Here is a 21,194-nt window from a genome sequence, read left to right as displayed (position 1 = left end):
GTCGGTCCTTTCTCGATGGAGTTGTGATTACTTCAGGTGATCGACCAACACGCCGTCTTCGCCGAAAAGCCTTTGCTGCCACTGCTCGAGCAGTGCGCGGGTGTCGATGTCGTCGGGATGGAAACCGGGGCGCAGATACTGGGCCAGCTCCGCCATGAGCCCGCGGAAGATGGGTCCGCGGAACAGGGCGTACGCCTCCTGCGCGACGCGCACGGGCTGCCGCCGCGCCACGGGATCCCGGGCCAGCGAAATCGCCAGGGAACCGAAGGTGAAAGGCATGGTGAAGGCGAACAGCCCGGCCATGACGCCGATGCGGGTGCGCTCGGAGCCGCCGACCGCCCGGAAGACGTCGAAGGCCACCGACTTGTGCTCGAGTTCTTCCAGCGCATGCCAATTCAGCAGATGCCAGAACTCGGGTGAGGCCGGAATGTTCTGGATCTCGTCACTGGAAAGCACCCGCTGCGCGAGTACGGCGGTGTAGTGCTCCGCGGCGGCGGTCGCGGCCAGATGAACCAGGGGCGCGAATCGCTCCTCGAGCCGGAGCATGCGCTCCTTGGCCTGATCGGTGTCGATCCACTCGATGGGATAACCCATATCCACGAGCTTGCCGTTGAGTTCGCGATGCTCCTGGCCGTGCATGGCCTCCTGGCCGATGAAGCCGGCGACACGCTTCTTCAATACCGGATCGGTGACGAGTTCGGCCACGCGGCGGACCGAGCGGATGAAGGATTCCTCGCCCGGCGGGAATCCGCCGGAGAGTCCGGCGACGAAATGGCTGAAGACCATATCGCCGTCGACGAAGTACTTATCGTTCGAATTGTGTTGCTCGAAACGGAAACTGATCCGCCGAGCCTTCGGGTAGGTGGTTGCGGGAGGCGCACTTGTCATCTTTGACCGTCCTTGGTGCAACACTGAGTACCTAGTACTACGTGTTCGATGTCAGGCCAGTGTAGAATTGTCCCAGACAGCTACGCAAGGGGTGCGCCGTAACGGATCGAATTACAATCTGCGACATGGCCTCCCACCCGCCCGCGAACCTGAAGGGTGATGCCAGGCACGACCGCTGGCATTCGCATCGCGCTCTGGTGCGCGCCGAGCTCATCGAGGCCACCATTCGCGCCATCGATGCGCACGGGCCCGATCTGTCCATCGACGACGTCGTGAAAACCGCGGGGATACCGCGCCCCAAGCTGTACCGCTTCTTCGGCGACAAGGTCGAACTGCTGGCCGCGGTCAGCGGCCGCGTGCAGCAGCTCATCGTCGAACGCGTGACGCCGCTCTTCGATCCGGCCGCCTCGGCGCGTGAGGCCATCGGCACCGCGCTGGCCGCCTATATCGACCTGGTTTCCGAGCGCCCCAACCTCTTTCGCTTCATCGTCAGCTCCCACGTGGTCGCCGCCTACGGTGCGACCCAGCTGCTCGAGGACGGCCGCCCGCTGTCGGATTCGGTCGCCGACTTCTTCTCCGGCATCCTGCGGCTGCGCGGCGCGGACGGCGAGCACACCCAGTTCGCGGTGGACGCGCTGCTGGGCGCGATCGGACTCGGCGTCCTGCGCTGGCTCAACGAACCGGTGATCAGCGGTAAGGAACTGGCCGAACAATTGACCGCGTTCGCCTGGGGCGCACTGTCTTCCACCGCCGAATCACGCGGGCTGGTCCTCGATCCCGACGAACCGCTGACCGCGCTGCCCGGACTCGCGGAGCTGTCGGATCAACCGCACGGCTAGCTCACGAACCGCTCCACCATGCGCCGCTCGCTCGCGGCATCGGCCAGCGGCCAGCACAGCAGTGACAGCACCACCCGCACAATCCATTGCGCCGCTTCATCATCGGGCGTGATGCCGGTCAGCATGGTCGCGATCCGGCCCAATTCCGCCGAGGAGGCGAAGACTTCATTGCTGCCGCCGGACCGGTCGGCGAACCAGCGCGCGAGGGCGGGGTCCGATCGCACGGCGGTGACCGAGGCGAGCGTGGCCTCCACAATCCTCCGCGAGCCGTCGTAGCGCGATACGGTCGCCGTGACCCGCTGCGCGACGGCGACCGCGGAGCGCGCCAGGACGGCATCGATGAGCGCGGGCTTACCCCGGAAATGCCGGTAGAGCGTGGCCCGCGAACAACCGGCCGCCGCCGCCACATCATCCATCCCGACCTGGTCGAACCCGCGCGCCAGGAACAACTCCGCCGCGGTACCCACGATCCGCTCGCTCGCGATCGACCGGCGCACCCCGCCCGCCAGCCAATCCACCTGCCGGTCGGCCACATCAACTCCTCGGACTCGGCGACACTCCGGTCTCATCCTGAGACGCCGGGCCCGATTCGTCCAGGGTCAGTTCAGGGAGCCGTCACCGGAACCGGCCATCTCGCGGCGCACGGTGGTGGTGATCTCGGAGGAGGTCAGGATCATGGCGACCAGGAAGTCGATGAGCACACCGCGCTCGATATCGAGGTCGCCGCGCAGCCATTCGGTGAGCAGTTCCACGCCACCGTGTGAGACAGTGCGGGCGGCGAGTTCGGCGTGAATGCCCTCGGCGGCCGATTCGCCGAGCAGTTCGCGCGCCTGATCGAGCATGATGCCGGCGACCAGACTGACGAATTCGCCTCTGCGGCGGCGTAATTCGTCGAGCGACTGGAGCTCGATGAACAGCCGGCGGCGCAGCGGATTGTCGGCGACCGAGGCGACTCCGGCCTCGACCACCGCGCGCAGCCGTACCCGGGTATCGGACGGCGTGGTCGCCAGCAGCGCCACGAGTTCGGCCATCACCTGCGCGAGTTGTTCGTCGAGGATGTCGAAGAGCAGTTGGTCGGTATCGGCATAGCTCTCGTAGAAGTAGCGATCGTTCAGCCCCGCGCGGGCGCTCAGCGCGCGCACCTTGAGCCCGGCCAGACCCTGCTCGCCGATGACCTCCGCGGCGGCCTCGACCAGCTTGCGACGGCGCTGCCGCTGCCGCTCCTCGGCGCTGAGTCCGGCGTACCGGCCTCGGGATGTCTCCACGTCGCTACCTCGTCATTGCCGGCCCATTTTGGTGAAGACTATCACCACATTTCTGCCGACGACCTTCACCAGTGCGTTTGCCACCGGGCATCCATACGCAGCCGGCACGGAGTGAGTGCATGAGAGATTTTCTCCTAAATCTTGTCACAAGCAAAAATCTGGTGAAGACTGTTGCCAGATATCTGGTGAGGACGTTCACCAGAACCACGAAGGAGCTGCCCGATGACGCGCACTCGACCGTCGACCATTCCGACTCGGCATCCTGACGCCCCGGCCGAGGTACCGGTGCTCGGACCGATAGCCAGAGTGATGCGAATGAAGCCGCCGAACGATGCGGAATGGGCGGCCATCGGGGAGGCCCTGACCATCGGGGATCGGCCCATGGACGAACTGGTGGAGTGGATGTATGCCGCGGGGATGGGAAAGGTGCGGCCACTGTTCGATCAGGCGCTGGAACACGGCATCGACAGCGTTCCGGATGCGCCGGAACCCTTGCGGGCCTTCTTCACCACGGTGGAGAAGCCGCCCGCGTGGGTGGACTGGAAGCGAATCGAGCTCGGGGAACGCATCTTTCAGGCCTCCGGGATCGATGGCATCTACATGGCGCGCGACGTTCCGTTCCTCGGCGGGTTCGTGGCCTCCGGCATCAATCGCACCCTGCTGCTGACCAATACCGGTAAGAGCGGCGCGACGGGCGGCGGCCGGCGCTTCGCCGAAACCATGAAGTGGGCGCTCGACGTCATCTCGGACGGCGGAATGCGGCCCGGCGGCAAGGGTTTCCGCTCCACCCTGCATGTGCGGCTGATCCATACCTTCGTGCGCCGGCATGTCGCGAACCTGCCGGAGTGGAGCGCCGAGGCCTGGGGAGTGCCGGTCAATCAGACGGATATGGCGGTCACCATGCTGGGTGCGCTCTACGCGCCCGCGCTCACCGGCATGATGATGGGCAATGTCTTCACCCCGAGGGAACTGGACGCCATCGTGCACCTCACCCGCTATGTCGGCTGGGTCATGGGCATCGAGGAACGCTACCTGCCAACAGGATTCGTGGACGCCACCAAGCAGCTCTTCCACTATCTGACCGTCCTCACCGCTCCCGACGAGACCAGTATGCAGCTGGCACGGCCCATGGCTGAAGACCCCTTGACCTGGCATTACTCGAATCTCACAGCGCTGCGCCGCCGGATCGCCTGGGCCCAGCACCTCTCGATCAGCACGGCCTTCCTGGGCCGCGGCCGGATGCGCCAACTCGGACTGCCCAGCTATATGCCGCCCTGGTATCCGGTGGCCAAGTTCCCGGTCAATGTGGTCCGTTCCGGCGCGGGCATCCTCGTCCCGGGCTGGCGCGACCGGCAGGCTCGTGCGGGTCTTCGCGCCCAGCATGCCTTCATAGCGACCCTGATCGGACCCGAAGATGATGGGGCGATCGGCGGTTCCGTGAACTACATCGGCCATGCGGCCTGACTCTGCGAATCCCCGCGCGGCATAAGCTTCGCTACGTTCACGACTCACCGAAGGAACCGCGCACCATGAGCCTGCCGCCCATTCTGTCCGAACGACTACGCCTGCCGGCGGTCGCCTCACCGATGTTTCTCGTCTCCGGCCCGGAGCTGGTCATCGCGCAGTCGCGGGCCGGAGTCGTCGGCTCGTTCCCCTCGCTGAACGCGCGGCCGCAGTCGCAGTTCCGCGAATGGCTGGTGCGCATCAACGAGGAGCTCGCCAAGCACGATGCCGAGAATCCGGAGCAGCCCTCGGCGCCGTATGCGGTGAACCTGATCGTGCACAAGAGCAATGACCGGCTCGAGGAGGATCTGGCCACGATCGTCGAATTCCAGGTGCCGATCGTCATCACCTCGCTCGGCGCACGCGCCGATGTCAATGAGGCGGTGCACTCCTACGGCGGCATCGTGCTGCACGATGTCATCAATAATGTGTTCGCGCACAAGGCCGTCGAGCGCGGCGCGGACGGGCTCATCGCGGTGGCCGCCGGGGCGGGCGGCCATGCCGGAGCCCAATCCCCCTTCGCCCTGATTCAGGAGATCCGCGCCTGGTTCGACGGTCCGCTGCTGCTCTCGGGCGCCATCGGCCACGGCCGGTCGGTGCTCGCCGCCCAGGCCGCCGGCGCGGACCTGGCCTATATCGGCTCGGCCTTCATCGCCACCGAAGAGGCCAATGCCGCAACGGATTACAAGCAGATGATCGTGGACTCCACCGCCGCCGATATCGTCTACTCCAGCCGCTTCACCGGCGTGCACGGAAACTACCTGCGCCCCAGCATCACTGCGGTCGGCCTCGACCCGGACAACCTCGGCGACCGCGACCCGTCCGCCATGAACTTCGGCACCGACGACTCGCAGACCACCGAAGCCAAGCCGTGGCGCGACATCTGGGGCTCCGGCCAGGGCATCGCCACCACCGCCGCGGTGACCACGACCGCCGAGCTGGTGGACCGCCTGGTCACCGAGTACGCCGACGCCAAGGTCCGGCTCCAGCAGCTCTGATATTCGAATCGACTGCTCGACAGTCGGTTTCAGAGATTTCGGCGTCCGGTTCGAGACCGGACGCCGAAACCTCCGGGCTCAGATCGCCGGTACGCCGGCCCAGTCCAGATAGGTGCTGAAGAACCGATCATGGTTGGCGGCCATGTACGGGGCCATCCGCTGATGCCTGCCCGGATAGACGTGCAACGCCTTCTCCTCGGAAGCACAGGCGTCGAACAGTGCCAGGCCGGGCTGCCGGCCGATTTCCGAGTCGTCCCACGCGATCGTGAACTCGACCGGGATGGTGAGTTGCCGGGCAGCCTCGATCAGCGCCGCATAGGCGAAGACCGGACCGAACGCCGCCGCCTTGATCCGCGGCTCGGCCAGGGTCAGCGGCAATCCGATCGCGACGCCCAATGTGGTTCCGCCGTAACCGATCGCCACGTCGGGACCGATTTCGGGCAGGGCCTGCAGGGCGTCGATGGTCGCCTGCCACTCCGGCACCGCCCGCTCGGCGAGGGAGATGTTGTAGTCGGTGATGATCTGATCCATCGACTCACCGGTCCGCCTGGCGTCGTGGAGCGCATCGACCCACTCCTGGTCTCGCGCATTTCGCGGACGGTCGCCGTGCCCCGGTGCGTCGATGGCGACGACGGTATAGCCGGAATTGGTCACCTTGTGCTTGGCACTGGCCACCAGGCCCGGCGCCCGCTTGTGCATGCCGCCGCTGTGCCCGCTCAGCAGCAGCGGCGCACCCTCGGCGGGACCGGATTCGGGGGAAAAGAGCACACCGGTGATGTCACCGAGTGTGAAGGATCGCTCCAGAACGCCATCGGAGGACGTCTGCGCGGTGAAGTGAATGCTGTTGAGGTTCATGGTATTGCCTTTCGGGATTGCCTACTGGCGCTCCCGGCTACACCAATGTCAGCCGACCGTCCGTGAACGGAAGAGGGAGCACCCCATCACTACTGCGTTCATGGGTCTCACCTCCTTGCGTGTGTCACGGACTTGGAGAGAGTAGCAGTAGGGGTGGGTGTCGCGTCAACAGTTTTTCTGAGATTCGATAACGGTCAGCGAAAGTCGCAGGGCCGCAGGGGCACTGGCGGGCACGACCGGGTTTCGGGGCGGGATCGGGGCGAGACGCCGATACGCGGCGCTCGGATCCGGGCGCTGATCGGCATCACCCTTGTTCGGCCAGAGCGAGACTGCGCGTTCGGCCTGGGCGGTGATGGTGAGCGAGGGGTTCACGCCGAGATTCGCGGATACGGTGGAGCCGTCGATGACGTGCAGCCCCGGATACCCGTAGAGCCGGTGGTAGGCATCGACCACACCGGTCTCGGGTGAATCGCCGATGGCACAGCCGCCCAGGAAGTGGCCGGTCATGGGAATGTTGAAGATACTGCTGCTGGCCGACCCGGTGGGGAAGCCGTTGATCTTGGCGGCGACGCGGCGGCCGACCTCGTGGCCGGACGGAATCCAGGTCGGATTCGGTTCGCCCTCACCCTGTTTGGTGGTCATGCGGCGACCGAACAGGCCCTTCTTGGTGACGGTCGTGATCGAGTTGTCGACCGATTGCATGACCAGCAGGCCGATCATCTCCTCGGACCAGCGCCGCGGATTGTGCATCTTCAGCAGATCCCGGCGATTGCGCACCAGCTCGCGCAACCAGGCCCGGCCGCGCGGCGGTTCGCCGCTGACCATGGCCGTGGTCATGAGCGCGAGGACATTGCTGCCCTTGCCGTAGCGGACCGGCTCGATATGGGTATCGGGATCGGGGTGGATCGAGGATGTGATCGCCACACCCCTGGTGAAGTCGCTGCCCTTCTCGCGACTGCGAATCGACAGCAGCTCTTCGGAATTGGTGCGGGAGAGGTAGCCGAGGCGCTCGGAGACATTCGGCAGCGAACCGCCGTCGCGGAGGCGGTGCAGCAGCCGCTGGGTGCCGAGCGACGCCGCCGCGAAAATCACCTGCTCGGCGGTGAATTCGCGGCGCTGCTTGCGCATCCAGCGGCCGGTGCGGACCGTTTCGATGGTGTAGCCGCCGCCGGACAGCGGGCGCACATCGGTGACGGTGGTCAGCGGATGTACTGCGGCACCGGCCTTTTCGGCGAGATACAGATAGTTCTTGACCAAGGTGTTCTTGGCATTGTGGCGGCAGCCGGTCATGCATTCACCGCAGTGGGTGCAGGTGCGACGGGCGGGCCCGGCGCCGCCGAAGAACGGATCGGGGACGTCCTCCCCCGGCCGGCGGCCGGGTCCACCGAAGAAGACGCCGACGGGCGTGCGCTGATAGGTGCCGGCAATGCCCAGGTCCTCGGCGACCTCGAGCAGTACGCGGTCGGTGGGTGTGGTGGCCGGGTTGACCGTCACGCCCAGCATGCGTTTGGCCTGGTCGTAGTGCGGAGCGAGTTCGGCCTTCCAGTCGGTGATGTGACCCCACTGGCGGTCGCCGTAGAACTTCTCCGGCGGCTCGTACAGGGTGTTGGCGTACACCAGCGATCCGCCGCCCACCCCGGCGCCGCTCATGACGAAGGTGTCCTTCAACAGCGTCAGGCGCTGAATTCCGAAGCAGCCCAGGGCCGGAGCCCACAGGAACTGCCGGGCCCGCCAGGAGGTCTTGGCGAACTCGTCATCGGCGAAGCGGCGCCCTGCCTCCAGCACGCCCACCCGGTATCCCTTTTCGGTCAGCCGCAGGGCGCTCACGCTCCCGCCGAAGCCCGAGCCGATGACAATGACGTCGTAGTCGAAACGCATGCGGCAAACGCTACGACCTGCGGTAACACCTCCGACAACGAACGACGGCCATCAAATCGACAGTTTCGGCCATAGCCGGTCGGCACCGGAATACCCGCATCGGGAATCACAGCGATTTCAAACCTGGCTCACCGCTGTGACCGCCCTCATAGTGCAGATCTGCGGCACTGATGAGGCGGTACCGCGGTGTTTTTCTGTTTGGAGGCAGTGGTGACAAATACCAAATCGTGGCCCGATGCCCTCGGCCGGCTCGGCGCCGACTGGTGGTCCGTGATCGTGGCGGGTACGGCGACAGTGCTCGCCGTATTCGACGCCCTGCCCAAGATTCCGTGGTGACACCGTGAGTGATACCGCGATCGACCTGAACAAGACCGACGACGAGTTCGACGAGACCCCGAGCGGGCCGCTCACCGTCAAGAGCCTGCTCGCCTATCTGCCCGGCATCGCACTGCTGGTGGCGGTGGGCGTGCTCGGCAAGTACACCGAGATCTGGTGGCTGAAGATCGCCAAGCACGAGCACTGGACCGTGCCCGATATCGAGTACGTACTGTGGGCCATTCTCATCGGCCTGCTCATTACCAATACCGTTGGGCTGCACCGTATCTTCCGCCCCGGTGTGGGCACCTACGAATTCTGGCTGAAGGTCGGCATCATCGCGCTCGGCTCGCGCTTCGTGCTCGGGGATGTGGCAAAGCTGGGTGGTACCAGCATCATTCAGATCCTGGTCGATATGACGGTGTCCGGGGCCATCATTCTGACCGTGGCCCGGCTGCTCGGACTCTCGGGCAAGCTCGGATCGCTGCTGGCGATCGGCACCGCGATCTGTGGCGTCTCGGCGATCATCGCGGCCAAAGGCGCTATCCGGGCCCGCAATTCGGATGTCGGCTATGCCATTGCGGCGATTCTGGCGCTCGGCGCGGTGGCGCTGTTCGCGCTACCGCCGCTCGGGCATGCCATCGGCCTGACCGATCACGAGTTCGGGCTGTGGGCGGGTCTGGCGGTCGACAACACCGCGGAGACCACCGCCACCGGTTACCTGTTCTCCGATACGGCCGGTAAGACGGCGGTACTGGTCAAGTCGACCCGCAATGCGCTCATCGGATTCGTGGTGCTGGGCTTCGCGGCCTACTGGGCGGCGCGCGGCGAGGCCGATGCCATTGCTCCGGGCCTGCGCGCCAAGGCCGCCTTCGTCTGGGCCAAGTTCCCGAAGTTCGTGCTCGGTTTCCTGGCGGTCTCGGCGCTCGCGACCGCGCACTGGCTGAACAAGGCCCAGGTCACCAATCTGGGCAACCTGTCACGCTGGGCGTTCCTGCTCACCTTCGCAGGCGTGGGGCTGAACACCAATATCCGCGAGCTGGCCCGCACCGGCTGGCGACCGCTGGTGGTCGCCGTGATCGGGCTGGTGACAGTAGCGGTGGTCTCGCTGGGTTTGGTGCTGTTCACCTCTCGCGTCCTGCACTGGAACGTCGGAGTCTGATCAGGCTCCGCGCTGCATCTGCATCGACCGGACGTCCTCGAAACGCTCGGCCAGAAAGCGCATGGCCGGGCCCGCGAAAGACAGTGCGCCGGTGATGTGTTCGCGGCGCGGCATGGACAGCATGGTGACGTCCACGCCGAGGGCCTTCCAGTCCTGCGCGAGCCGCACGGCCTGCGGATACGGAATGATCTGTTCGGCGGTACCGCCCGCGACCAGCACCGGGGCGGCGGGGGCGAGTGAACCGAGCTTGTTCTCGCGCAGGCGCACTCGGACCTCCGGCACCTCGAACGGCATGCGGTGGCAGTAGGTGGAGACCCGCTTGGGTACGAAGGCGCCCAGGCCGATGCCGACCAGCGCGGCGGGAATCGCGTGCGTCCGGCGGAAGATCGCCGCCAGCGCGCGGCCCTGCGGCTTGAGGTACTGCAGCACATCGAGTTCCGGGTAGGCGGCATCCAGGCCGAGCACGCCGTAGAACAGCAGGAACGCGTAGGGGCTTCCGTCGAGGAAGGCGATCATGTCTTCCAGATCGGCGGGGGCCGAGCCGACCACGCCGCCGGCCAGCGGCAGATCGGGTGCGTAGCCAGGCTGCAATTGCAGTGCCCAGCCTGCGGCGCAACCGCCTTCGGAGTAGCCGTAGATGCCGAGCAGGCCATTCGGGTCCAGTCCCGCGGCGGTCAGGCGGCGCGCGGCGCGCATGCTGTCGAGGACCGACGGTCCCAGTGCGCGGCCCATGACGTACGGGTGCGTGCCGGGATTGCCCAATCCCGGATAGTCGGTGATGGCGAGAGCCCAGCCGCGGCGCAGGGCGGCGGTGATGAAGACCGATTCGTATTCGAGGCCGACGCGCAGCTGCCAGGAGGCGGCGGCGACCTTGTCGGCCAGCCCCTGGGTACCCACGGCGTAACCGATCAGCGGCCGCGAACCTTCGCCGCGCCACGGCTCGCGCGGCACCAGCACGGTGCCGGTGACCTGTATCGGCGCACCGGAAGCATCGGTGGAGGTATAGCTGATGCGCCACGCGCGGGCGGGAAGTCGCAGGCCGGGCAGCAGATGCGCGGTCATGGGCTCCGCCGACAGCAGCCGACCCGGGACAGGTCCGGCTATTGTCGCCGTGGACCTGCCGCTACCGACCGCCGCCTCGTCGAAGCGGTTGGTGAATGCAGTCATCTTTGTCTGCCCTTCTCGCGCCAAACACTCTCTATGCAGTTGTCGCGCAATCGAATCCACTTGTTAACAACTGTCCCGGACAGCGCGCCATTCCCGCCACGATACCGAAAATGAGAGAAAGTGACAGGCCGTGATGCAACCGCTCCCACTCGGTGGGACAGCTCACTGCGGCCGAGACCGAACGGTGAGCTGAATAACGGTGTGCGAAATACCGAGCCGCCCGCGCCTGTTGGCCGCTACGTGACCACTCCGCTGCGCATTCTGCTGATCTCGGGCAGCACCCGGGACAGTTCCACCAATACCGCCGCACTCCGCACCGTGGCAGCGCTCGCCCCGGCCGATATCGAAGCGACGCTGTACGACGGACTGGTCGGCCTGCCCGCGTTCATTCCGGGAGACGAGGCGGCACCCGCCGCCGTCGAAGCACTGCGCAAGCGAATCGGCGCGGCCGATGCCGTCCTCATCAGCGCCCCCGAATACGCGGGCATGATCCCGGGCAGCCTCAAGAACCTGCTCGAATGGACAGTCGGCACCGGCGATCTGGTGGACAAACCGGTCGCGTGGCTCAATGTCGCCTTCACCGGCCGCGGCGACGCCGCCGTCGAAACCCTCCGCACAGTCCTCGGATATGTGAGCGCCGATATCGTCGAATCCGCCAGCGGCCGAATCACCGTGCTGCGCGAGCAAATCGGGGCGGACGGGCTGGTCCAGGATGCGGAAGTACGCGAGCGCCTCGGCGCGGTACTCCCCGCGCTGGCGGCACACGCGCGCGAGAAGAATTCGAGCCGGGCGTAGTTTCGCGGCCGAATCACCTACCGTCCGACGGGGTTCGCGGCGTTCGAGGAATGCCGCGATCCCCTCTGCCGTGTCCTGCGAGGACAGGGTGGCCGCCGTTGCCGCCTCGGAACCACGAGTTCAGTCCTTGCGGGCGAGCCCGCCGTAGGCGCCGGAGCTCTCCGGATGCTCGCCCACATCGGCGGGATCCTCCGGGCGCCACAGCGGCAGGTGCACCAGGCCCGGTTCCAGCAGCGTCCAGTCGTAGAAGTAGGTCGCGATCTCGTCCCTACCGCGCAGCACGATCTCGGTGGAGGTGCGGCCCGAAAGCTTCTGCGCCTCCAGCACTTCCGCCGGCTGACCGTCGGAGGTGGCATGCGTGATGGCGACATAGCTGCCGGGCGCGCAGACCTCGAGCAGGCGCGCGACGGCCGCGGCGGGCTCGCTCTCGTCGGAGACGAAATGCAGGACGCCGAGCAGCAATACGGCGATCGGACGATCGAAGTCCAGCAGCTTGGTCACTTCCGGCGCGGCCAGGATCGAATCCGGCTGTGCCACATCACCGTGGATGACGGCCGCGAGCGGATTGCCCTCCAGGATCGCCTGGCTGTGCGCCACCGCCACCGGGTCGATATCGACGTAAACGACTCGCGCTTCGGGGTTTCGGGCCTGCGCGACCTCGTGCACGTTGCCGACGGTGGGGATGCCCGAGCCCAGATCGAGGAACTGGTCGATGCCCGCATCGGTCAGGAAGCGCACCGCGCGGCGCAGCAGATCCCGGTTCGCGCGCATGGTCTCCGCGACGTTAGGGGTGAACTTCTCGATCATCTGCGCGAGTTCACGATCGATCTCGAAATTGTGCATGCCGCCGACGAAATAGTCGTACACGCGGGAGGCGCTCGGGCGATCCAGATCGATACCCTCGGGAGCCCAACTCGGTCTGGTCATTCGATCCCACTACCCCTCTCGAACCCACACTGCCAATCCTCAAGCGCCGCAATGGTATCCCACTATGGCCAGCTGGGGCGGGGTTCGCGGGCACCGACCGGCGGGTCTACCATCGACCCTCATGGCGTCGGATTCCGGGGGTGGGCCGGAGCAGGGTGGCCCGCACGCCGACTTGGTCGACCAGTGGGTAGCCGCGCTCGACAGCGGAGCCCGCGATCACGTCGTGCCCATGAGCCGGGACGAGGCCTTCGATCTGATCGCCGGGCTGGCCGCGCGGCTGCAGGCCGCCGCCCGCTCCGGAGAATCCGCCGAACAGGTTGCCGAACTCGGGGCGCAACTGGCGCGGGCGCACTTCGTCGGCGATGAGGTGCTCGGCCGCAGCGTCTCGGTACTCAACGCGTACTTCACTCGGGAGCAGGACATTTCCGGCGCGCGTGCCGCAGAGTTGCTGGGGGCCTTCACCACCGGCTATGTGCGCGCCTTCCGGAGCTGGCTGCTCACCGAACAGGAGAGTGTGCGCGTCGCGGAGATCACCGCCCGGATTCGGGTGCAGGAGCAGTTGCGCGCCAGCGAGGCGCGCTTCCGGGCGGTCTTCGCGCAGGCCGGGATCGGCACCGGACTCTCCGATATGACCGGGCGGATCATCGAGGTCAACAATGCCTTCGCCACCATGCTCGGCTATACGCCGGAGGAGATGAGCGCCCTCGAGGTGACCGAACTCGGCCATCCCGAGGATGATCCGGGCATGTGGCCGCTGTACGCCTCGGTGCTGCGCGGCGATGTCGACAATGCGCAGATGGAGAAGGCCTATCCGCATCGGGACGGGCGCACGGTGTGGACGAATATCAATGTCTCGCTCATTCGGGACGAGCGCGGCGTGCCCCGGTACACGCTCATTCTGGTGGAGGACATCTCCGAGCGGCGCGCCCTGCGCGAGCGCCTGCACTATCGGGCCCATCACGATCAGCTGACCGGGCTGGCCAATCGCTCCCGCTTCTTCGACGCGCTCACCGCCGCCTTCACCGATCCGGACAGCCGGGTGGGGCTCTGCTACGTCGATCTCGACCATTTCAAGGCCGTGAACGACACCTTCGGCCATGCGGTCGGCGATGAGCTGCTGGTGCAGGCGGCCGCCCGGCTCGACGACTGCGCCTCCGGCTTCGGGCAGCTGGTGGCCCGCATGGGCGGCGACGAATTCGTCATTCTGGTACCGAATTCCACCGCCGAGGTGGACGAGGTGGCGCGCTGTGTGCGGCACGCCTTCGCGCTGCCCTTCGAGGTGCAGGGGCATCGGCTGACGGTGACCGCCAGCGTGGGCATTGCCGAGGAGTACGCGGCGCACACCACCGCCGACGACCTGCTGCAGGCGGCGGACTATTCCATGTACTGGGCGAAAGCCTCGGGGCGCCGGCGGCGGACCGATACGGCCGCCGGCTAGCTCCCGTCATCCCGGCGCGCGTTTGGCCGGGATCCACTGCGGACGAGGGATCCCGGCCAAAAGCATGCCGCGATGACGGGGGTCGGTTCAGAGGGCGTGCACGTCGGCGAGCACCTGGAAGGCCTCGTCGGCGGCATCCGACAGCGCGCGGACCTCCACTGCCGTCGCATCGTGCAGCGCCGGATCCTCCAGTGCCAGGCCGTTTCCGAAGATGACCACATTCGCCCCGAGGTCGACGGCCACCAGCAGCGGCTTGGTCGCCACACCCTTGCCGACGAGCAGGTCCAGGCCCTCACCGAAGAAGTAGAACCGCCACAGCGGGCCGAGATCGGCGTTGTACACCTGCTTGGTGCGGTCGATGATGACATCACCGGCGCCCGCGATGGACGCCACGATCTTGAAGTAGTCGGCAGCGTTCTCCGGCTTCGTGCCGACCGCGGCGATCGAATACGCGAGATCGACCACGAGGTGCGCGTCGTAGCCCGTCATGGCCACCCGCGCGCCCGACAGCTCGCACTGCGCCGCCTGGGCGAAGTACCGCGCCCAGTGCGGTTCGACTGTGCCGCCGGTGAATTCGGCATGCAGATTGTTCAGATAGCGGCTCAGTAGCTCGAGGCTGATGGCATGGGCGTAATCGGTGTTCTGGAAGGCTGACGGATCGTGCTGCAGCGGCATGACCGCCGCCTGCTCGACCCCGTCCAGCCCGATGCCGAACAGCGCCCGGCGATCCCGGTGCGCCACCAGGATTTCGGTGATCCGGTGATTGCGAGCCACCGCGGTATCCAACCGCTGCAGGGCATCACCGGTCAGATCGGAGGTATCGGAGAGCTCGGCGATGGTCGCCAGCTCATCGGCGGACAGGTCGGTTCCGCAGAAGGCCGAGGGCACGTCCGCCGCCCCGGATACCGGCGTTCCGGACAGAGTCAGCACGGCCGTGGTTGTCACAAGAAATAACCCGAATCGGGCAGAAGTCCACACGGCGAGAAAGTGTACGGACCGGTCTGACTCTCCACCGATTACGCGCCCGGCTGTCAGGCCCCCTTGATGCACCTCGCAAAGGAACTCGTAGAGGAATCGGAAAAGAAATCGGCCCGCGTGCACGCACGCGGGCCGTAGATCAGCAGTACTTTATTCAGCTACATCCGGGAACGCCTGCTGCCGGTAACCACCGCGCAGCGTGCCCTCCACATATGCCGTCTTACAGGCGCGGCGGGCGATCTTCCCGCTGGAGGTCCGCGGAATCGAACCCGCGGGAACCAGCAGCAGATCGCGAACCGTCACGCCGTGCCGCTTGGCAATGGCGACGCGCACCGATTCGGCGATCGGCACCGGATCGAGTTTCGCTGCGCCCGTGCCGCGTTCGGCCACTATCACCAATTGCTCCGCGGTATTGCCGGGATCCGGCGCTAGCGCCGAACCGTTCTGGCCGATCACATCGACGGGCAGCTGATTCGCCGAAACCGAGAAGGCCGCAACAAAACCCGGGCGCAGCGCGGTGCTGGACTCCTGTGCGGAGAACTCCAGATCCTGCGGATAGTGATTGCGCCCGTCCACGATCACCAAATCCTTGACGCGGCCGGTGATGTAGAGCTCGCCGTCCAGGTACGCGCCGAAGTCTCCGGTGCGCATCCAATCCGCGTCGTCCGCCGCGCCCTCGGCATGGCTGCGCGGCGACTGCCGGGTGACGAGCCGATTGCGGAAGGTCGCCTCGGATTCCTCGGGGCGGCCCCAGTAACCGATGCCCATATTCTTGCCGTGCAGCCAGATCTCGCCGACCTGCCCTTCGGGCTTCTCGGCATTGGTCTCCGGATCGACGATCACCGCCCACTGCGAGAGCGCCACATAACCGCAGGACACCTGGGACACAGCATTATCCGCGTCCGGGTTCACCTCGGTCATGCGACCGGCATTGAGTTCGTTGCGGTCGACATAGACCACACGGGCCGCGTCCTCGCGCCGGGTGGCCGAGACGAACAGCGTCGCCTCCGCCATGCCGTAGCAGGGCTTGATCGCGGTCTTCGGCAGACCGTAGGGCTCGAAGGCGTCGTTGAACTTCTTCATCGACGTCACCGATACCGGCTCACTGCCGTTGATCAGGCCGATCACATTGGACAGGTCGAGCTCCTCCCCCGGCTTGGGGAGGCCGCGAGCCGCCGCATGCTCGAAGGCGAAATTCGGTGCGGCAGCGAAGATCTCGGCGCCGTCCGCCTGTGCGGCCAGCTCCTTGATCCAGCGGTAGGGCCGGCGCACGAAGGCGCTGGGCGACATGATGGTGATGAACTTGCCGCCGATGGTCGGCAGGATGACCGTCAGCAGACCCATATCGTGGAACAGCGGTAGCCAGGTGACGCCACGCGCTTTTTCGGTGATACCGATCGTATTGATCACCTGCAGCAGGTTGGTGCCGACCGCCCGGTGGGTGATCTCCACGCCCGCGGGCGTACGCGTCGAACCCGAGGTGTACTGCAGGTAGGCCACGCTGTCGATATTGATGTCCGGGCGCACCCAGGTGTCGCCCACGGAGTCCGGAATCGCTTCCACCGCAATGATTCGCGGCCGCTTCGGCGCGGGCAGACCCCGGAAGATCTCCCGCACTCCGGGCGCGGACGGGCCGACCGTGAGGATGGCTGCGGGTTTGCAATCGTCGAGCACCGCGTGCAATCGGTCGGAGTGACCCTGCTCGTCCGGATCGAAGAGCGGGACCGCGATGGCGCCTGCGTAGACCGCCGCGTACATGGCGACGATGTAGTCGAGCCCTTGCGGCGCAAGGATAGCCACGCGATCGCCAGGCTGCGTGACCTGCTGCAGCCTCGCGGCCACCGCACGCAGCCGGACCCCGAACTCGTTCCAGGTCAGCTCGAAGTACTCACCATCGCGTTCCCGCGAATAGTCGACATAACGGTAGGCGAGCTCATCCCCTTGCGCCGCAGAGTGTTTGTCGACCAGGTCGATCATGGTCTGGTTGCTGGGGATCTTGATATTGCCGTGCTCGTCCAGATAGTCATCAAAGGTCTCGCCGATCATTCCCTATCCTTTTTCAACTCACAGCCATGACTGTGCAGTGACACCGAACAAGAATCGACTCCGAAGCCCGAGAAGTAGCTGGGGCTGGGGAAGACTAGCAGGTGACATGATCCTCGTCACTCAGTACCGGCCAAAGGCCAAGGCAACGTTGTGCCCACCGAACCCGAACGAGTTGTTCAGCGCGTACTCGTAGCTACCGCTACGCGCCTGCCCGCACACCACATCGAGGTCGATCGTAGGGTCCAGATTGTCCAAATTCAGAGTGGGCGGGATGATTCCGTCACGCACGCTCATCACGGTGAGTACCGATTCGAGCGCGCCGACCGCACCGATGGAATGCCCCAGTGCGGACTTGGGAGCGTAGACCGCCGCATGGTTTCCGACGGCCTGATAGATCGCGTTCGCCTCCGCCGCATCACCGATCGGCGTGGCGGTGGCATGCGCATTGATATGGGAGACATCGGATTTCGAGATTCCGGCATGTTCCATCGCGCGCGTCATCGCGCGGGCGGCGCCGGTGCCCTCCGGATCGGGGGCGACGAGGTGGAAGCCGTCGGATGTGATGCCCGCGCCCATGATTCGGGCGTGGATGGTGGCGCCGCGCGCCCGCGCGTGCTCCTCGGTCTCGATGACCATGAGCGCGCCCGCCTCACCGAAAACGAAACCGTCCCGGTCCTTGTCGAACGGACGGGAGGCCGCCTTGGGATCGTGATTGCGCGTGCTCATGGCGCGCATCATGGAGAAACCGGCAATGGGCAGGGCCTGAATGGAACCCTCCACGCCGCCGGTGATCATCATGTCGGCATCGCCCATGACGATCCGCTGCCACGCATTGGCAATCGCCTCGGAACCGGACGAACAAGCCGAAACAGGCGTTGTCACACCGGCCCTCGCGCCCATCTCCACTCCGACGACCGCCGCCGGCCCGTTCGGCATGATGGTCTGCACGGTCAGCGGAGACACCTTGCGGTAGCCGCCACTGGAGAGTTTGTCGCGCGCGATGATCAGCATTTCCGCGCCGCCCAGACCGGTGCCGATGGCGACGCCGAGGCGATCGCCGTCCACCTCCGGACTGCCGGCATTGCGCCACACCTCGCGCCCGAGCACCAGCGCCATCTGCTCGACGTACGATGTCCGCCGAATCTCTTCACGCTCGAGAACGGAAGTGGGGCAGACCTTCAGATGCCCGCCGATACGCACCGGCAGACCGAAATCGTCGAGGAAACTGTCCTCTAGGACGTCGATTCCGCTCTCGCCGTTGAGTAGTCCCTTCCAGGTCGAATCGACATCACCTGCGATGGAGGTGGTCGCCGCCAGTGCGGTGACAACGACATTCGGGAACTTCCGGCGCTGGGCCGGGGAGGCGTGGCTCGTCTGCATGATCGTTCACTCTCCGTAGCAATGCTCCGGCGAACCAGATTCGATCCGCATGGGCTGTCAAGGACTGGTATGCAACTAGAGAACGCACCCCGCTGGCGAACACTTCGGCGGGGATGAAGCCAATATCCGGCGAACTGGGCTAGATTAGCCGAGGCGAAGCCGACCAGTCTCGTTGCGCGACACGCGGGCAGCCCCGGATCTCTTCCCGGCGGCTCCTTCCCCGCGGCGGCTATCGCCGGATCTCAAGCGCTTTCCACTGCATCATTCCGCAGCGCCGAGCCATTTTGAGGGAGGCACACGATCGTGGCCAGGAATCTGACGCAGCTCGAGTTGCTCATCGAGCTGGAGCCGATTGCCGAAGCGAATGTTGATAGGCATCTATCCATGGCCAAAACCTGGCATCCGCACGACTACGTGCCGTGGGATGCGGGTCGCAACTTCGCAGCAATGGGCGGTGCGGACTGGGATCCCGCTCAGTCCCAGCTCAGCGAGGTCGCCAAGGCCGCAATGATCACCAATTTGCTGACCGAGGACAATCTCCCCAGCTACCATCGGGAGATCTCCGACAACTTCTCCCAGGACGGTCCGTGGGGCACCTGGGTGGGTCGCTGGACGGCCGAGGAGAACCGGCACGGCATCGTGCTGCGGGACTACCTCGTGGTGACCCGCGGCGTCGATCCGGAGGCTTTGGAACAGGCCCGCATGATCCATATGACCAATGGCTACAACGCGACTCAACTCGCGCGTAAGCGCATCGGCACCAATGCGATCCCCTCGGCTGCCGGATTTATGTTCTCTGTCGCATACGTCACATTTCAGGAATTAGCGACGCGCGTTTCGCATCGCAATACCGGCAAAGTGTGCAATGACCCCATAGCGGACAGGATGTTGCAGCGCATCGCCGCGGACGAGAACCTGCACATGATCTTCTATCGCAATATGTGCGCGGCGGCGCTGGACCTGTCCCCGGACCAGGCGATGGAAGCCATCACGCACATCATCCGGGAATTCCAGATGCCCGGGGCGGGGATGCCCAACTTCCGGCGCAATGGCGTGCTCATGGCCAAACACGGCATCTACGATCTCCGGCAGCATTTGGAGGAAGTGGTGCTGCCCGTGCTCAAGAAGTGGAATATCTTCGAACGCAATGACTTCGGCCCGCGCGGCGATCAGCTGCGCAATGAGCTCGGAGTATTTCTCGACACGTTGCACGAGGACGTGCGCAAGTTCGAGGAACAGCGCGACCGATCGCTCGCCCGCGATGCGGTACGCGCCGAGCGCGCCGGTGCCCTGATCGGCTGAAGCGTATGAAGGACTGCACCGCACCGGAATTGGATCCGGTGCGGTGCGCTCCTGTCTCAGGGTTCTCCCGGATTCGCCCGCGCCCGTATTTCGGTAGCTTCGAATCGTGCAGTAGCCGCGAAGGCTGTGCCACCACACGATCCAGGGGGATCCAATGACCACGACATCGACACCGCCTACCGTTCCCGGCTACGTGAACTGGGTGGTCGAGCGCATATTGCGATCGCCTCTGCATCGGGTGATGAGCCGTAACACCATGCTGCTGAACTTCACCGGGCGCAAGACCGGCAAGCGGTACACCGCGGTGGTCAGATACGTCCGCGAGGGAGATCTCGTCAGCTGCTACACCGACAGCAAGTGGTGGATCAATCTCCGGGGCGGGGCCCCGGTGGAGCTGCTGATCGGCGGTAAGACATTGTCCGGAACAGCCACGGTGGTAAAGGATCTCGCGATCGTGACGGCGAGCCTGACCTCGTTCCTGGAAGCGACTCCCTCGGACTCCAAGTACTACGGCGTGGGCCGGGACGCCGAGGGGCGGCCGAAGGCCGAGGACCTTCGGAGCGCGGCCGAGATCACGACTCTGGTTCAGATCGCGCTCTGACGCAGCCGACTCGTCAGAACAAAGTCATCGGGTCGGTGGGGACGGGGTCCGGGAGGGGCTCCAGTTCGGGCAGCCGGGTGCGGACTTCGGCGTGGAAGCGGCGAGCCAGGGTGCGGGCTGCCGCATTGTCGGGGGTGTGGATGAAGACGGTGGGAGAGCGGCCTTCTCGGAGCCATTCGACGGTCTGCTCCACCCAGGGCGCCCAGCCCGCGACGGTGCGGCCGGCGTCGTCGGGGCCGTGGTAGCGGACGATCGGGTATTCGGTGAGGGCGCGGAGACGACGCGGGAGGCGAGGCTTCTTGGATCGGGCTTCGTGTTCGGCGGCGCTGGCGGCCGGAGCGGAGAACAGGACGGTGGTGTCGAAGGGGATCCATTCGGCGCCCGCGTTCTCCAGGACGGCCTCCAATTGGGCTATGGCTCGGGGATTTTCGAAGAATGCCGGGTGCCGCACCTCCACTGCCGCCCGATAGTGCGGCGGCAGTGCCTCCAGAAGATTCGCGAGTGCGGTGAGGTCGGTGAAAGAGCCGGGGAGCTGGATCCACAGGGCGTGCAGGCGGCGGCCGAGCGGTTCGACGGCATCGAGGAAGGCGTTCATCTCATTGTCGATACCGGCAAGCCGGCGCTCGTGAGTGACGGTGCGGGGCAACTTCATTACGAAGCGGAAGTCCGGATCGGTTTGGCGGGCCCAGGATTCCACGGTGCGGCGCTGCGGTGTGGCGTAGAACGTCGTATTGCCCTCCACCGCATTGCACCACGAGGAGTATGTGCGCAGGCGTTTTGCCGGGGGCAATGGGCGCTCCTGCCACTCCGGGTGAGTCCACATTGCGCATCCCACGTACAACCGCATATCTCACACG

At 65.7% G+C, this 21,194-nt stretch carries 19 protein-coding genes and 1 pseudogene; 9 read left to right on the top strand and 11 right to left on the bottom strand.

What is annotated here, in order from left to right:
• Positions 1–27: 27 nt before the first annotated feature.
• Positions 28–888, bottom strand: coding sequence for a metal-dependent hydrolase (locus ABZX86_RS12025; protein WP_355122723.1), 861 nt, complete (start codon positions 886–888; stop codon positions 28–30).
• A 125-nt stretch (positions 889–1,013) separates the two neighbouring features.
• Here ABZX86_RS12025 and ABZX86_RS12020 point away from each other — a divergent pair, with 125 nt between their 5' ends.
• Positions 1,014–1,727 (top strand): TetR/AcrR family transcriptional regulator, encoded by a 714-nt coding sequence (locus ABZX86_RS12020; RefSeq protein WP_355122722.1) that lies wholly within the window; start codon positions 1,014–1,016, stop codon positions 1,725–1,727.
• Here the strand turns inward: ABZX86_RS12020 and ABZX86_RS12015 are convergent.
• A complete protein-coding gene (locus ABZX86_RS12015) occupies positions 1,724–2,260 on the bottom strand; it encodes a helix-turn-helix domain-containing protein (RefSeq protein ID WP_355122720.1) in 537 nt (178 codons plus the stop codon). The genes ABZX86_RS12020 and ABZX86_RS12015 overlap by 4 nt on opposite strands.
• Before the next feature lie 66 nt (positions 2,261–2,326).
• Positions 2,327–2,992, bottom strand: a complete 666-nt coding sequence (locus tag ABZX86_RS12010) for a TetR/AcrR family transcriptional regulator (RefSeq protein ID WP_355122718.1) — start codon at positions 2,990–2,992, stop codon at positions 2,327–2,329.
• Between the two features lie 315 nt (positions 2,993–3,307).
• Between ABZX86_RS12010 and ABZX86_RS12005 the strand changes: the two genes are divergently transcribed.
• Both ABZX86_RS12005 and ABZX86_RS12000 read left to right on the top strand, forming a co-directional pair.
• Positions 3,308–4,456, top strand: a complete 1,149-nt coding sequence (locus ABZX86_RS12005) for an oxygenase MpaB family protein (protein ID WP_355122716.1) — start codon at positions 3,308–3,310, stop codon at positions 4,454–4,456.
• A 65-nt stretch (positions 4,457–4,521) separates the two neighbouring features.
• Positions 4,522–5,493, top strand: coding sequence for a nitronate monooxygenase family protein (locus ABZX86_RS12000; protein WP_355122714.1), 972 nt, complete (start codon positions 4,522–4,524; stop codon positions 5,491–5,493).
• Positions 5,494–5,571: 78 nt separating this feature from the next.
• Here the strand turns inward: ABZX86_RS12000 and ABZX86_RS11995 are convergent, their stop codons facing one another.
• Both ABZX86_RS11995 and ABZX86_RS11990 read right to left on the bottom strand, forming a co-directional pair.
• On the bottom strand, positions 5,572–6,333 hold the full coding sequence (locus tag ABZX86_RS11995) for an alpha/beta hydrolase (RefSeq protein ID WP_355123803.1): 762 nt from the start codon (positions 6,331–6,333) through the stop codon (positions 5,572–5,574).
• A gap of 180 nt (positions 6,334–6,513) precedes the next feature.
• Positions 6,514–8,226 (bottom strand): GMC family oxidoreductase, encoded by a 1,713-nt coding sequence (locus tag ABZX86_RS11990; protein WP_355122712.1) that lies wholly within the window; start codon positions 8,224–8,226, stop codon positions 6,514–6,516.
• Positions 8,227–8,436: 210 nt separating this feature from the next.
• Between ABZX86_RS11990 and ABZX86_RS11985 the strand changes: the two genes are divergently transcribed.
• Both ABZX86_RS11985 and ABZX86_RS11980 read left to right on the top strand, forming a co-directional pair.
• Positions 8,437–8,562 carry a hypothetical protein gene (locus ABZX86_RS11985; RefSeq protein WP_327144097.1) on the top strand — a complete coding sequence of 42 codons (126 nt, stop codon included), beginning with the start codon at positions 8,437–8,439 and terminating at the stop codon, positions 8,560–8,562.
• Positions 8,563–8,650: 88 nt separating this feature from the next.
• Positions 8,651–9,703, top strand: a pseudogene (locus tag ABZX86_RS11980) (YeiH family protein); the annotation flags it as partial.
• Here the strand turns inward: ABZX86_RS11980 and ABZX86_RS11975 are convergent.
• Positions 9,704–10,870 carry a lipase family protein gene (locus ABZX86_RS11975; protein WP_355122710.1) on the bottom strand — a complete coding sequence of 389 codons (1,167 nt, stop codon included), beginning with the start codon at positions 10,868–10,870 and terminating at the stop codon, positions 9,704–9,706. It lies immediately after the preceding pseudogene.
• Positions 10,871–11,071: 201 nt separating this feature from the next.
• Here ABZX86_RS11975 and ABZX86_RS11970 point away from each other — a divergent pair, with 201 nt between their 5' ends.
• Positions 11,072–11,665 (top strand): NADPH-dependent FMN reductase, encoded by a 594-nt coding sequence (locus tag ABZX86_RS11970; RefSeq protein WP_355122708.1) that lies wholly within the window; start codon positions 11,072–11,074, stop codon positions 11,663–11,665.
• 120 nt (positions 11,666–11,785) lie between these two features.
• On the opposite strand, the gene ABZX86_RS11965 is transcribed toward ABZX86_RS11970, so the two are convergent.
• Entirely contained in the window at positions 11,786–12,592 is an 807-nt protein-coding gene (locus ABZX86_RS11965) for an SAM-dependent methyltransferase (protein WP_355122707.1), read from the bottom strand.
• A gap of 121 nt (positions 12,593–12,713) precedes the next feature.
• Here ABZX86_RS11965 and ABZX86_RS11960 point away from each other — a divergent pair, with 121 nt between their 5' ends.
• Complete coding sequence (locus ABZX86_RS11960) at positions 12,714–14,030, top strand: diguanylate cyclase (RefSeq protein WP_355122705.1); 1,317 nt, start codon at positions 12,714–12,716, stop codon at positions 14,028–14,030.
• A gap of 87 nt (positions 14,031–14,117) precedes the next feature.
• Here ABZX86_RS11960 and ABZX86_RS11955 read toward each other — a convergent pair whose 3' ends face one another.
• From ABZX86_RS11955 to ABZX86_RS11945, 3 genes are all read right to left on the bottom strand, one after another.
• Positions 14,118–14,975 carry a DUF5995 family protein gene (locus ABZX86_RS11955; RefSeq protein WP_355122703.1) on the bottom strand — a complete coding sequence of 286 codons (858 nt, stop codon included), beginning with the start codon at positions 14,973–14,975 and terminating at the stop codon, positions 14,118–14,120.
• A gap of 183 nt (positions 14,976–15,158) precedes the next feature.
• On the bottom strand, positions 15,159–17,051 hold the full coding sequence (gene fadD32 / locus ABZX86_RS11950) for a long-chain-fatty-acid--AMP ligase FadD32 (protein ID WP_355123801.1): 1,893 nt from the start codon (positions 17,049–17,051) through the stop codon (positions 15,159–15,161).
• Between the two features lie 123 nt (positions 17,052–17,174).
• Entirely contained in the window at positions 17,175–18,434 is a 1,260-nt protein-coding gene (locus ABZX86_RS11945) for a KasA/KasB family beta-ketoacyl-ACP synthase (RefSeq protein ID WP_355122701.1), read from the bottom strand.
• A gap of 303 nt (positions 18,435–18,737) precedes the next feature.
• Here ABZX86_RS11945 and ABZX86_RS11940 point away from each other — a divergent pair, with 303 nt between their 5' ends.
• Both ABZX86_RS11940 and ABZX86_RS11935 read left to right on the top strand, forming a co-directional pair.
• Positions 18,738–19,736 carry an acyl-ACP desaturase gene (locus ABZX86_RS11940; RefSeq protein WP_355122699.1) on the top strand — a complete coding sequence of 333 codons (999 nt, stop codon included), beginning with the start codon at positions 18,738–18,740 and terminating at the stop codon, positions 19,734–19,736.
• 154 nt (positions 19,737–19,890) lie between these two features.
• A complete protein-coding gene (locus tag ABZX86_RS11935; protein ID WP_355122697.1) occupies positions 19,891–20,337 on the top strand; it encodes a nitroreductase/quinone reductase family protein in 447 nt (148 codons plus the stop codon).
• A 13-nt stretch (positions 20,338–20,350) separates the two neighbouring features.
• On the opposite strand, the gene ABZX86_RS11930 is transcribed toward ABZX86_RS11935, so the two are convergent.
• Complete coding sequence (locus tag ABZX86_RS11930) at positions 20,351–21,184, bottom strand: DUF72 domain-containing protein (protein ID WP_355122695.1); 834 nt, start codon at positions 21,182–21,184, stop codon at positions 20,351–20,353.
• Positions 21,185–21,194 lie beyond the last annotated feature (10 nt).

Origin of the sequence: Nocardia sp. NPDC006630 (genome assembly GCF_040611495.1) — a bacterium.
Classification (GTDB): Bacteria; Actinomycetota; Actinomycetes; order Mycobacteriales; family Mycobacteriaceae; genus Nocardia.
The sequence above is the reverse complement of the archived record's forward strand: the minus strand, read 5'-3'. Positions and strand labels throughout refer to the sequence as shown.

What these genes read in the sequence shown, in the direction of transcription:
- ABZX86_RS11930 (WP_355122695.1), bottom strand. Translation starts at nt 21,184, where the DNA reads ATGCGGTTGTACGTGGGATGCGCAATGTGGACTCACCCGGAGTGGCAG.
- ABZX86_RS11975 (WP_355122710.1), bottom strand. Translation starts at nt 10,870, where the DNA reads ATGACTGCATTCACCAACCGCTTCGACGAGGCGGCGGTCGGTAGCGGC.
- ABZX86_RS11960 (WP_355122705.1), top strand. Translation starts at nt 12,714, where the DNA reads ATGGCGTCGGATTCCGGGGGTGGGCCGGAGCAGGGTGGCCCGCACGCC.
- ABZX86_RS12025 (WP_355122723.1), bottom strand. Translation starts at nt 888, where the DNA reads ATGACAAGTGCGCCTCCCGCAACCACCTACCCGAAGGCTCGGCGGATC.
- ABZX86_RS11935 (WP_355122697.1), top strand. Translation starts at nt 19,891, where the DNA reads ATGACCACGACATCGACACCGCCTACCGTTCCCGGCTACGTGAACTGG.
- ABZX86_RS11965 (WP_355122707.1), bottom strand. Translation starts at nt 12,592, where the DNA reads ATGACCAGACCGAGTTGGGCTCCCGAGGGTATCGATCTGGATCGCCCG.
- ABZX86_RS12020 (WP_355122722.1), top strand. Translation starts at nt 1,014, where the DNA reads ATGGCCTCCCACCCGCCCGCGAACCTGAAGGGTGATGCCAGGCACGAC.
- ABZX86_RS11990 (WP_355122712.1), bottom strand. Translation starts at nt 8,226, where the DNA reads ATGCGTTTCGACTACGACGTCATTGTCATCGGCTCGGGCTTCGGCGGG.
- ABZX86_RS12000 (WP_355122714.1), top strand. Translation starts at nt 4,522, where the DNA reads ATGAGCCTGCCGCCCATTCTGTCCGAACGACTACGCCTGCCGGCGGTC.
- ABZX86_RS11945 (WP_355122701.1), bottom strand. Translation starts at nt 18,434, where the DNA reads ATGCAGACGAGCCACGCCTCCCCGGCCCAGCGCCGGAAGTTCCCGAAT.
- ABZX86_RS12005 (WP_355122716.1), top strand. Translation starts at nt 3,308, where the DNA reads ATGAAGCCGCCGAACGATGCGGAATGGGCGGCCATCGGGGAGGCCCTG.